The organism is Acidovorax sp. sif0632 (assembly GCF_019218805.1).
GTDB classification, from domain to species: domain Bacteria; phylum Pseudomonadota; class Gammaproteobacteria; order Burkholderiales; family Burkholderiaceae_C; genus Acidovorax; species Acidovorax facilis.
Genome location: NZ_JAHUWW010000002.1, coordinates 487893 through 499775, shown reverse-complemented (window position 1 = coordinate 499775; position 11883 = coordinate 487893). Strand labels below are relative to the sequence as shown.

The window sequence follows — 11883 nt, the reverse complement described above, 5'->3', positions numbered from 1 at the left end:
TCAGCGTGCAGCGGCCTGGGTGCCGTTCGACAAGCCCCAGACATAGGCCGACAGCACACCGATCTGCGCTTCCGTCAGCTTGTCCGCCTGGGCGGGCATCTGGTTAACCTTGCCGTTGTTGACCATGGCAGTGATGGCCGCCTCGCCCCAGCCATGCAGCCAGATGTCGTCGGTCAGGTTGGGGGCACCCAGTGCCTGATTACCCTTGCCGTCCATTCCGTGGCAGGCTGCACACGCCGTGAACTTGGACTTGCCCAACGAAGCACGCAGCGAGTCATGCGGGCTGCCCGAAAGACTCAGCACATAGTGCGAAAGATTGCGCACATCTTCGGGGGAGCCCACTGCGGCAGCCATGGGAGGCATGTTGCCGATACGGCCCTTCTCGATGGTTTCACGGATCTTCTCGGGTGCACCGCCATGCAACCAATCGCCATCAGCCAGATTGGGGAAACCCTTGCTACCCCGGGCGTCCGAGCCATGGCACTGCGCGCAGTTGTTCATGAACAGGCGCTCGCCAATGGCCTGGGCCTGAGGATCCTTGGCAATGTCTTCCGGCTTCATCGAGGCAAACCGGGCATACAGCGGCTCCAGCTCGGCCTTGGCCTTGGCCATCTCAGCCTCGTATTCGCCCTTCTGTGTCCAGTTGAGCTTGCCGGAAAAGCTGCCCAGGCCTGGATAGGCGGCCAGGTAGCCCAGGCCGAAGATGATGGTGATGACAAACAGCCACACCCACCAGCGTGGCAGGGGGTTGTTCATCTCGACCAGGTCTTCGTCCCAGACGTGGCCGGTAGTGTTGTCGGACGTGGCCATCACCTTCTTGCGGCCTGCCATCCAAAGCAGAATGCCGCAGGCGATGATGCCGACCAGGGTCAGCGTGGTCACAAAGACCGACCAGAAATTGCTGGTGAAGTCACTCATGGGGTGTTCTCGTTCTGGTGAAGGTCAATCTTGCTCGAAAGGCAGCTGGGCGGCCTCGTCGAACCGGGCCTTGTTGCGGCCTCGGTAGGCCCAGACCCAGATGCCAATGAAACAGGCCATTGAAGCCAGCGTGGCCACAATGCGCATGGTGGTGATGTCCATGGGGATATCTCCTTTACTTGAGCGCGCGGCCCATGACTTGCAGGTACGCAATCAGCGCTTCCATCTCCGTCTTGCCCTTGACATCAGCGGCAGACGCAGCGATCTGTTCGTCGGTGTACGGCACACCCACAGTGCGCAGGGCCTTCATGCGCGGCGCCACGCTGGCGGGGTCCACGGCGTTCTTCTCCAGCCAAGGGTAGGCAGGCATATTCGATTCGGGCACCACATCACGCGGGTTGTTCAGGTGGATGCGGTGCCATTCGTCGCTGTACTTGCCTCCCACGCGGTGCAGGTCGGGGCCTGTGCGCTTGCTGCCCCACTGGAAGGGGTGGTCGTACACAAACTCACCCGCCACCGAATAGTGCCCATAGCGCAGGGTTTCAGCGCGGAAGGGGCGGATCATCTGCGAGTGGCAGTTGTAGCAACCTTCACGGATGTAGACGTCGCGGCCCACCAGTTGCATGGCGTTGTAAGGCTCCACGCCCTTGACCGCCTCGGTTGTGGACTTCTGGAAGAACAGTGGCACGATCTCTACCAGGCCGCCGATGGCGATGACCAGGAGGATCAGCACGATCATCAGGAAGTTGTTGGTTTCCACCTTTTCATGGGAGAAGCCGGTCGAATTCGATGGGTTGTTGTTAGACATGAGTTATCTCCTTCGGCTCAGGCGTGGGCCGCATTCACGGCAGGAATCGCCACCTTGACCGAACGGCCCGAGATCGCTGTCATCCACACATTCCAGGCCATGACCAACATGCCACCCAGATACAGCAGGCCACCGGCCACGCGGATCACATAGAACGGATAGGTCGCCTTCACGCTTTCCACAAAGGTGTAGGTCAGCGTGCCGTCGGGGTTGATGGCGCGCCACATCAGGCCTTGCATCACACCGGCAATCCACATCGCGGCGATGTACAGCACGATGCCGATGGTGGCCATCCAGAAGTGCAGCTCAATGGCCTTGATGGAGTGCATCTTTTCGCGGCCAAACAGTCGGGGCACCAGGTAGTACAGCGAGCCCATCGAGATCAGACCCACCCAGCCCAATGCGCCAGAGTGCACGTGGCCCACGGTCCAGTCGGTGTAGTGGCTCAGGGCGTTGACGGTCTTGATGGACATCATCGGACCTTCGAACGTGGACATGCCGTAGAACGACAGCGACACGATCAGGAAACGCAGGATGGGGTCGTCACGCAGCTTGTGCCATGCGCCCGACAGGGTCATGATGCCGTTGATCATCCCGCCCCAGCTGGGTGCCAGCAGGATCAGCGAGAACACCATGCCCACCGATTGCGTCCAGTCAGGCAGCGCGGTGTAGTGCAGGTGGTGAGGGCCGGCCCACATGTAGGTGAAGATCAAGGCCCAGAAGTGCACGATCGACAGGCGATACGAATACACGGGTCGTCCCGCCTGCTTGGGGATGAAGTAGTACATCATGCCCAGGAAGCCTGCGGTCAGGAAGAAGCCCACGGCGTTGTGGCCATACCACCACTGCACCATGGCATCCTGCACACCGGCGTAGGCCGAGTAGCTCTTCATGAGGTCAGCCGGGATCGCAGCGCTGTTGACCACGTGCAGCAATGCCACAGCCAGGATGAACGCGCCAAAGAACCAGTTGGCCACATAGATGTGCTTGACCTTGCGCACACCGATGGTGCCAAAGAACACGATGGCATAGGACACCCATACCAGCGTGATCAGGATGTCAATCGGCCATTCGAGTTCAGCGTATTCCTTGCCCTGGGTGTAGCCCATTGGCAGGCTGATGACGGCCCCGGCAATGACCAGCACCCATCCCCAGAAGGTGAAGGCCGCCAGGGGCCCGGCAAACAGGCGAACCTGGCAGGTGCGCTGCACCACGTAGTAACTGGTGGCGAACAGCGCACTGCCACCAAACCCAAAGATCACCGCATTGGTGTGCAAGGGTCGCAAGCGGCCATAACTGAGCCACGGAATGCCAAAGTTGAGTTCAGGCCAGGCAAGCTGGGCGGCGATGATGACGCCCACCAGCATGCCAACCACCCCCACAACCACGGCCAGGATAGAAAACTGCCGCACCACTGTATCGTTGTAGTGCGCAGCATTTGTTTTTGGAGAATCCATCGGGCACCTCTTTGTAATGCAGTAAGAGTTTGTTGCAGTCAGCTTTTTTGGGCATTGACACAAGTCAACCGTCTCGGAGAATCCGCTCTCCCTCTTGCTCGACACTCTCGAACTGGCCGTGGTAGACCGCCCACCACAGGCCCGCCAGAATCATCAGCACCAGCACCACGGACAGTGGAATCAGCAGATAAAGAATGTCCATCAGGCAGCCTCCAGCCAGCTTGTTTTTGAGATATCAATCGGCACAGCGCCCTGTTGTGGCCGCAGGTCTTCGCCTTGCGCAGGCAAAGCCGGCAGGTCGCGCGCAAGGCGCGCGGCATTGAGCACCACCAGCAGCGAGCTGAGCGCCATGCCCAGCCCGGCCAACCAGGCTGGCATCCAGCCCACCACCGCCAGCGGAACACACAACGCGTTGTAGCCGGCAGCCCACCACAGGTTCTGGCGCACCACACGCAAGGTACGGCGCGCCAGCAGCACGGTCTGGGGCACCAGTGCCAAGCTGTCGCCCAGCACCACAAAATCGGCCTGCGACTGCGCCAGCGGCACCGCACGGCCAAATGCAAACGAAACATGGGCCCCTGCCAGCACCGGGCCATCGTTCAGCCCATCGCCCACCATGGCCACTTGGTGGCCACCGGCCTGCAAGGACTGCAACGCAGCCAGCTTGCCCTGGGGCGTGCACTCGCCCGCCGCCTGGGCAATGCCCGCTTGCGCCGCCACACGTTGCACCGCGCCCACGCGGTCGCCCGACAGCAGTTGCACCGCCACGCCGCCCTGCTCCAACGCAGCCACTACAGCGGGTGCCTCTGTGCGCAGGTCCTCCACCAGATCGAAACGGGCCAGCTCGGACACTGCGCCGCTGACATGCTGCTCCGACAGCACCACCTGCAGCGCCGACCCCGCTTCTTCAGGCGCCACGCCTGCATGGTGCGCAGACCCCAGCCGGACCTGGCGCGCGGGCAGTCCGGCCCCCAATCTGTCGTGCACCCTGGCCACCAGGCCCTGCCCGGCTTCTTCCTGCAGATCGGTCACCGCCCAGCGACCATCGTCCAGCGCAGCAGCCGCAGCCACCACGGCGCGCGATGCAGGATGCATCGAGTGGCGCGCCAGAGACGCCGCCAGAGCCAACACCTCTTCCGTGCTCCACCCATGGGCCGTGTGTACGGCCTGCAAGGCCATGCCGTCCCGCGTGAGCGTGCCGGTCTTGTCGAACACCACGGTGTCCACATGGGCCAGTGCCTCCAGCCCCTGCAGGTTGCGCACCAGCACACCATGGCGCGCCAGCGTGCCAGCTGCGGTGAGCATGGCCACCGGCGTGGCCAGCGACAGCGCGCAGGGGCAGGTGACGATGAGCACAGCCACCGCCACCATCAAGGCATGCCCCGGGTCGGACGGCCACCAGTACACCGCAGCCAGGCCCGCTGCCACGAGCACCGCCACCAGAAACGGCCGCGCAATGCGATCCGCCAATTGGGCAAGGCGTGGCTTTTGCAGCGACGCGCTTTCCATCAGCGCGACGATCTGGGCGAAGCGGGTCTGCCCGCCCGTGCCTTCCACATGCACCTCCACCGGCGCCTGCAGGTTGTAGCTGCCCGCCGTGACCGTGCTGCCCACGGGGCGCGCCACGGGGGTGGACTCGCCCGTCAGCAGGGATTCATCGGCGTGCGTGCTGCCCAGCGTGATGCGCCCATCGGCCGGAAACGCCTCACCCGGCAGCACACGGATGGTGTCTCCCACCACCACACGGCGCGTGGCCACGCGTACAAAGCTGCCATCGGCCGTGCGCCGCTCTACGCTGTCGGGCAGGCGATTCATCACAGCTTCCAGCGCACCGGCGGTGCGGTCGCGCAGGCGCAGCTCCAGCCAGCGGCCCGTGAGCAGGAAGAAAACAAACATCGTCAGCGAGTCGTAGTACACCTCCTTGCCAAAGAGGCCTACAGGGTCGAAGGTGCCCGCCGTGCTCACCACAAAGGTGATGGCCATGCCCAGCGCCACGGGCAGGTCCATGCTGACGCGGCGCAGGCGAATATCGCGCAGCGCACTGCTGAAGAACGGCCCACACGAGAACACCACCATGGGCAGCGTGATGACCCACGAGGCCCAGCGCAGCAGTTGCTCCATCTCGCCCGTCAGGTCGCCAGGTTGCGCCACGTACGCGGGCCACGCGTACATCATCACCTGCATCATGCAAAAGCCTGCCACCAGCCAGCGCCACAGGGCACGGCGGTTCTCACGCTGGCGCTGCTCGCGCGCAAAGGCATCCATGGCGGGCATGGCGCGGTAGCCTGCCTTGTGCACGGCGTCCATCCACTGCGAGGGCTGCACCTGGGAGGGCTGCCACACCACGCGCGCACGGCGCGTGGCAGCGCTCACATCCGCCTGCAGCACGCCGGGTACGCTGCGCAGGGCATCTTCGATGGTGAGGGCACAGGCCGCGCAGTGCATGCCTTCCAGCACCACCTGGGAGTCCCAGGCACAGCTGGCGGGATCTTCGGCAGCCTGGCCCGCTGGCCCCACAGGCCGACCGAACGCCGACCACTCCTGCGGGTCGTCCAGCAGCACGGCGTGCGCGGCAGGCTCCGCATTGGAAACAGCATCGGGCGGATGTGCCGGGGAGGAGGCCGGCGCACCGGGTCGAAACATTGACATGGTTCAAGCCTATCGTTCGGACATGACAGGTACATTGACCTGCATCAAGTCCCAGAACATGATTCATCCTAAGCTTGTTCCATCACTTTGAGGAGACCTTTATGTACAAACGCATCCTGATCGCAACGGACGGCTCACCCCTTTCCGACAAGGCCGTGGAACACGGACTGTCGCTGGCCGCGCTCACCGGCGCCTCTGCCGTGGCCCTCAAGGTGGTGCCCCGCTACCCCCGCAGTTACTTCGAGGGCGGCATGCCCGTCGATACCAACGACGTCAAGCGCATCGAAACCCAATGGGGCGATGCGGCACAGGCCATGGTCGATGGCGTGAAGGCCCAGGGCGACGCCCAAGGCGTGGCAGTCAAGGCCGTCATCGCCAAGTCCGACCTCGTGGCCGAAGCCATCATCTCGGCCGCCAAGAAGCACAAGTGCGACCTGATCGTGATGGCATCGCACGGCCGCAAGGGCCTCAAGCGCCTGCTGCTGGGCAGTGAGACGCAGCATGTGCTGACGCACTCGCACATCCCTGTGCTTGTGCTGCGTTAAGCATAAATTCAAGCATCAAAACAGGCTCTAGCGCTTGTCCATAAAGCGCTAAAAGCTATTAAATACATAGCAAAACACCGAGAAGGCTAGACGCCCGCTCGGTGTTTTTTCATTCCCGTCCAAATGTTCGGCGCCTCGTGCTTGCCCAATTTGGGGTGCCGTGGCTGTTTCCGCGCCTGGGCCACTTCAAGCGCAGGCTGCCGCAGGTGTCGCTGAACTTTGTGCGCTACCAGCACGCGCACGACTTTGCGACGCCGCACGAGTTCGACGCTGCCATCCAGTACAGCTACGGCAACTGGCCCAGCGCCAATGCGCGCTATCTGATCGGCAAAGAGACCTGCATCGTCTGCAATCCCCAACTGCGCGATGCCCTGCCCCTGCACACTCCGGAAGACATGGTGCGCGCCACGCTGCTGCAACACATCGAGGTGCCCCTGGCCTGGCAGGACTGGATGGAAGCCCATGGCCTGGACACCAGCGCCAGCCGCTTCGGACCGGGCTTCAACCTTTACTCGCTCATCATCCGGGCAGCAGTCTCAGGCTTTGGCGTGGGCATTGTGCCCACATGTTTGGTGGAGGACGAACTACAGGCAGGTACGCTGGTCGAGCCCCTGAAAGACCGCTTTGACAGTCCGCTGGGCTACTACCTCTGCGCGCCCACGGCCCGCACCAAAATTTCGGTGTACCGGCTGGTGGCCGGGTGGCTGGAGCACTGCTGCAACCATGCGGAAGGGGCTGCTGCGCCTGCGACTACAGAGGCGGGGCCGGAATGCATCTTTTGTGCGCCACAGCAAGGTGTGGTGAAGCCAACACCGTCACTACTGCCGCTGCCGTAGCGGGGTGATGAGGCCTGTGCGTTGGTGAACCTGCGTGTGCTGGCACCGCCGGTTTTTGTGCGAACAGTCTGCTTCGCAAAAACCAGGCTCTAGCGCTTATAGATAAAGCGCAACAAGCTATCAATTACATAGCAAACACTTCTTGCGTCACCAAACTCCAACACGAAGGAGTCGGCAGCATCTCCACCCGATGCCGGGAAGCCCGCTCACCCAGCCAAGGACAGGCCTCAATCCGCCCGGCACTGAGAAGAGGTGCTTGACACCACGAAGTAGTCGAACTCCGCATCGATGGAGATGCACGCCGACTCGGGGGACAACGGTGGAAACCACGCCACAATTTCACCCCCATTTTTGGCAACGTGAAAGAAGCGGTCGACCTTGGACCAATTCGCTTTGAACCCATCGCTTTCTGAGCAAAACATCCTGGTGCTGGTATAGCTCGTGCCGGAAACGACGTAGCTGTATTCCACCACTGGGAACGGGCGAGTGCCTCGACTTACTTTCACCGGGCGGCTATCAATTTTGAGAAACCGCACCGGTGCGCTGAGGTAGGCGCACGGTGAAACTTTCGGAGTCAGAAAAAGAGGGGCGAGTGATGCTCCGATGATCGCGATCAGGGCGATTCCGAGGGGGATGGAGAGGATGCGGCGATTCAACTGTGTGGCCCAAAGGTGACACGAGAGGCGCTTGGAGGCCCAAGGCCACAAAGCGTCATATGAACATCAGGCGTACCGACAAAGGTTGTGGGCTATGGCCATGGACTCTGACGCGGGCTGACAAAATTTAGAGGACAACGCTCGAACCAGTCGAAGCTGACAAGGCATTTCCATATCGAACTTCTCAAGCACTTCCTGAACATCTCAGCGCTTTACGCTCTACAGGAGCGCATGTTTAAACAGAAGCACGCCCCAGACATCGCGGATCAAGCGAAAAAATCGGTCTCACATCTGAAGTCTGAAGTGCGCCACCCAATACCAGCATGCCAAGACCACAAGAGCCCATAAGAGCCAATCAGGCCCGCACGATGGCGGGCATGCAAAGGCGGCCACAAGACCCGCCTCAACGCATCACACAAACAACCCCTTGTACTGCTCCCGCAGCAGGTTCTTCTGAACCTTGCCCATGGTGTTGCGAGGCAATTCAGCCACCACAAAGCACTTCTTGGGGATCTTGAAGTTCGCGAGCTGGGACTTGAGCTGGGCCACGATGGCGTCAGCGTTCAGGCTGGCGCCGGGCTTGGCAATCACCACGGCCACGCCCACTTCGCCAAAGTCGGGGTGCGGCACGCCGACCAGGGCGCTCTCGGCCACGCCGGGCATGTCGTTGATGTAGCCCTCTATCTCTGCGGGGTAGACGTTGTAGCCGCCGCTGATGATGAGGTCTTTGCTGCGGCCCACGATGTGGACGTAGCCGCGTTCATCGACCTTGCCCACGTCGCCGGTTTTGAAGTAGCCGTCCTTCGTGAACTCTTCGGCCGTCTTCTCGGGCATGCGCCAGTAGCCCTTGAACACGTTGGGGCCCTTGACCTGGATGCCGCCGATCTCGCCCACGGGCAGGTCTTTGCCGTCGTCGCCCTGCACGCGCAGGCTCACGCCCGGCAGGGGGAAGCCGACGGTGCCACCACGGCGCTCATCCTCGCCTTTGTATCGCTTGTCGGCGCTGTAGGGGTTGCTGGTGAGCATGATGGTTTCGCTCATGCCGTAACGCTCCAGAATGGTGTGGCCGGTGCGTTGCTGCCATTCCTTGAAGGTTTCGATGAGCAGCGGTGCAGAGCCTGCAATGAACAGGCGCATGTTCTTCACGGCCTCTTTGGTCAAGCCGGGCTCGGCCAGCATGCGCACGTACAGCGTGGGCACGCCCATGAACACTGTGGCGCGGGGCATGGCGCCGATGACGGCCTTGGGGTCGAACTTGGCCATCCAGATCATCTTGCTGCCGTTGATGAGCGCACCGTGGATGGCGACGAACAGGCCGTGCACGTGGAAGATGGGCAAGGCGTGAATCAATACATCGCCCTTCTTCCAGCCCCAGTAGTCTTTGAGCATGACCGCGTTGCTGAGCATGTTGCCGTGCGTGAGCATGGCGCCCTTGCTGCGGCCGGTGGTGCCGCTGGTGTAGAGGATGGCGGCGAGGTCATCTGCACTGCGGGCCACGGCCTGGTGCTCATCGCTGTGGTGGGTGGCGCGCTCGAGCAGGCTGCCGGCGCGGTCGTCGCCCAGGGTGAACACATGCTGCGTGCCCAGCGTGAAGGCAATCTTGCTGACCCAGCCGAAGTTGCCGGGCGAGCACACCACCACCGCGGGCTCGGCGTTGCCGATGAAGTATTCGATCTCGGCGCTTTGGTAGGCGGTGTTGAGTGGCAGGAACACGTAGCCCGCGCGCAGCGTTGCCAGGTACAGGGCCATGGCTTCGACGGACTTTTCCACCTGCACGGCCACGCGGCTGCCTTGGGGCAGCTTGAGCGATGCGAGCAGGTTGGCGATGCGGGCGCTGGCGCGGTCCAGGTCGCGCCAGGTGTAGAACAGCGGGGTGCCGTCTGCCGCCATGGTCTCGACGGCGGTGCTGTCCAGGTCAGACGGGAAGGCTGCGCGCAGGGCGCTGAAGAGGTTGTTTTGGCTCATGGCAGTTGGACGGTTTTAAAGGTTTGGATCAACAAGGCGGGCGGGGCCCGTCAAAACAACGGCGCGCGTTTTTCTAGGAACGCGGTGATGCCTTCGCGGTGCTCGGCGCTGTCCGCGTAGACATAGGGGTCAGGCGCCCCGTTTACTATATTTTTCATAGCTATTTGCGCTTTACCATCAAGCGCCAGAGGCATTTTTAATGCCCGAAATGTCTGCTTGTTCATGCGGGCGGCCTGCGGCGCCAGTGCGGCGATGCGCTGTGCGCTGCCCAGGGCCTCGGTGGCCACCATGTCGTCGGCCACCACACGGCTCAGAAAGCCGCGTGCCAGCATGTCAGGGGCGCTGAAGGTGGCGGCCTCCAGCAGCATCTGGCGTGCGGTCACGTCACCCACAGCACCCGCCACCAGCTGCGCCTCGCGCGGGGCCATCGGGAAACCGAGCTTGGCAATCGGCGCGCCAAAACGCGCACCACTGCCCGCCACGCGGATGTCGCAGCAGCTGGCAATCTCCACCCCGGCACCCATGCAGGCGCCACGGATCTGCGCCACGATGGGCACGTCGCACTGGAGCATGGCGTTGAGCCCACCCCAGACGTCGTTCTCATGAAAGTCCCGCAAGGCAGCGGCGTCAAACCGAAAGCCGGGGTACTCCGAAATGTCACCGCCCGCACAGAAGGCATCGCCCTCCCCCGCAATGAGCACGCAGCGCACATCGCTGCGCTGCTGGATGTCTTCAAACACCACACGCAGCTGCCGCCACATGCCACGCGACATGGCGTTCAGCCGCCCGGTGTGGCGCAGCATGACATGCACCACACCACGCTCACCCGATTCCATCAACACTTCACCCGACATATTCGTTGCCCATCACGTTTGCAAAGTCCACTGCCCGCAACAACTGGCGCCGCGCCATCGCCAGTGCCACCGTGGAACTGGCTTTGCCAGGCCACGGGTGGCGTCCCCCTTCAGGGGGAAGGCGCGAAGCGCCTCAGGGGGGTTAATCTAGCTTTGCGCCAGAGGCCTTCACCACCGCCGCCCAGCGCTTGACCTCGCTGCTGACCATGCCCGCAAACTGCTGCTGGGTCATGCCGCCGTATTCGGCGCCGTTGTTGGCCCAGATCGTTTTGAGTTCGTCGGCGCTGCCCAGCTTGCGCACCTCGTCCACGATGCGCGCCTGCACATCGGCGGGGGTGCCCTTGGGTGCCCACAGGCCGTACCAAGTGGTGACGGTGTAGTCGGGCAGGCCAACTTCGGCGGCGCAGGGTACGTCTGGAAACGCGGCATTGCGCTTGGGGCCCGACACCATGAGCGCCTTGATACGCCCACCTTTGATGTGGGACGCCGAGGAACCCAGCCCGTCAAACATCATGTCCACCTGCCCACCAATCAGGTCCTGCAGCGCGGGGCCGGCACCCCGGTAGGGGATGTGGGTGATGAAGGTGCCCGTCTGCTGCTTGAACAGCTCGCCCGCCAGGTGGTGCGACGTGCCAGCGCCCGCAGACCCGTAATTGAGCTTGGCGGGGTTGCGCTTCACATAGTCCATGAACTGCTGGAAGTTGTTGACCGGCACGTTCTTGGGGTTGACCACCACCACCTGGGGCACGTTGGCCAGCAAGAACAGCGGAATGAAGTCCTTCTCCAGGTCGTAGTCGAGCTTGGGGTACATCGACGGGGCGATCGCGTGGTGCACGGCCCCCATGAAGAGCGTGTAGCCGTCTGGTGCGGCCTTGGAGGCAAAGCTGGCCCCCACGGTGCCGCCCGCGCCCCCTCGGTTGTCGATCACCAGCGTCTTGCCGGTGGCCTTGGAGAACTGCGCTGCCAAGGGGCGCGCAAAGGCATCGGTGCCGCCGCCCGCAGGGAACGGCACCACCAGGTTCACCGGTTTGGTGGGCCAGGCCGATGCCTGGGCCCATGCAGGCACCGTGCCCGTGGCCAGCCCCAAACCTGTGGCAGCAGCCCCCAGCAGCACCTCGCGGCGCTGAATTCGCATGTCTTTCATTCCTTGTCTCCTGTCGTCGTTGTAAAAAAGGAAAGCAGGCCTACGGTGCCC

12 protein-coding genes are annotated in these 11883 nt (G+C 62.7%); 2 read left to right on the top strand and 10 right to left on the bottom strand.

What is annotated here, in order from left to right; all coding sequences use genetic code 11:
- The 6 genes from ccoP to KW832_RS07430 form a co-directional block, all read right to left on the bottom strand.
- On the bottom strand, positions 1–918 hold the full coding sequence (gene ccoP, locus KW832_RS07455) for a cytochrome-c oxidase, cbb3-type subunit III (RefSeq protein WP_055395196.1): 918 nt from the start codon (positions 916–918) through the stop codon (positions 1–3).
- A gap of 24 nt (positions 919–942) precedes the next feature.
- Positions 943–1080, bottom strand: a complete 138-nt coding sequence (locus KW832_RS07450; RefSeq protein ID WP_055395194.1) for a cbb3-type cytochrome c oxidase subunit 3 — start codon at positions 1078–1080, stop codon at positions 943–945.
- A 13-nt stretch (positions 1081–1093) separates the two neighbouring features.
- Positions 1094–1726 carry a cytochrome-c oxidase, cbb3-type subunit II gene (gene ccoO, locus KW832_RS07445; protein WP_055395192.1) on the bottom strand — a complete coding sequence of 211 codons (633 nt, stop codon included), beginning with the start codon at positions 1724–1726 and terminating at the stop codon, positions 1094–1096.
- Positions 1727–1743: 17 nt separating this feature from the next.
- Positions 1744–3183, bottom strand: a complete 1440-nt coding sequence (ccoN, locus tag KW832_RS07440; protein WP_055395190.1) for a cytochrome-c oxidase, cbb3-type subunit I — start codon at positions 3181–3183, stop codon at positions 1744–1746.
- A 64-nt stretch (positions 3184–3247) separates the two neighbouring features.
- Positions 3248–3385 carry a cbb3-type cytochrome oxidase assembly protein CcoS gene (gene ccoS / locus KW832_RS07435; RefSeq protein ID WP_008906189.1) on the bottom strand — a complete coding sequence of 46 codons (138 nt, stop codon included), beginning with the start codon at positions 3383–3385 and terminating at the stop codon, positions 3248–3250.
- A complete protein-coding gene (locus tag KW832_RS07430) occupies positions 3385–5826 on the bottom strand; it encodes a cation-translocating P-type ATPase (protein ID WP_255577627.1) in 2442 nt (813 codons plus the stop codon). Before KW832_RS07430 ends, ccoS begins: the two co-directional genes overlap by 1 nt.
- A 107-nt stretch (positions 5827–5933) precedes the next feature.
- On the opposite strand from KW832_RS07430, the gene KW832_RS07425 reads away from it, so the two are divergent.
- On the top strand, positions 5934–6377 hold the full coding sequence (locus KW832_RS07425; RefSeq protein ID WP_055395188.1) for a universal stress protein: 444 nt from the start codon (positions 5934–5936) through the stop codon (positions 6375–6377).
- Between the two features lie 137 nt (positions 6378–6514).
- On the top strand, positions 6515–7213 hold the full coding sequence (locus tag KW832_RS07420; RefSeq protein WP_370628645.1) for a LysR substrate-binding domain-containing protein: 699 nt from the start codon (positions 6515–6517) through the stop codon (positions 7211–7213).
- A gap of 227 nt (positions 7214–7440) precedes the next feature.
- Here KW832_RS07420 and KW832_RS07415 read toward each other — a convergent pair whose 3' ends face one another.
- The 4 genes from KW832_RS07415 to KW832_RS07400 form a co-directional block, all read right to left on the bottom strand.
- Positions 7441–7869, bottom strand: coding sequence for a hypothetical protein (locus KW832_RS07415; protein ID WP_218299409.1), 429 nt, complete (start codon positions 7867–7869; stop codon positions 7441–7443).
- 411 nt (positions 7870–8280) lie between these two features.
- Positions 8281–9834 (bottom strand): malonyl-CoA synthase, encoded by a 1554-nt coding sequence (locus tag KW832_RS07410; protein ID WP_218299408.1) that lies wholly within the window; start codon positions 9832–9834, stop codon positions 8281–8283.
- 50 nt (positions 9835–9884) lie between these two features.
- Positions 9885–10688 (bottom strand): enoyl-CoA hydratase/isomerase family protein, encoded by an 804-nt coding sequence (locus tag KW832_RS07405; protein ID WP_218299407.1) that lies wholly within the window; start codon positions 10686–10688, stop codon positions 9885–9887.
- 142 nt (positions 10689–10830) lie between these two features.
- Positions 10831–11832, bottom strand: coding sequence for a tripartite tricarboxylate transporter substrate binding protein (locus tag KW832_RS07400; RefSeq protein WP_055401430.1), 1002 nt, complete (start codon positions 11830–11832; stop codon positions 10831–10833).
- Positions 11833–11883 lie beyond the last annotated feature (51 nt).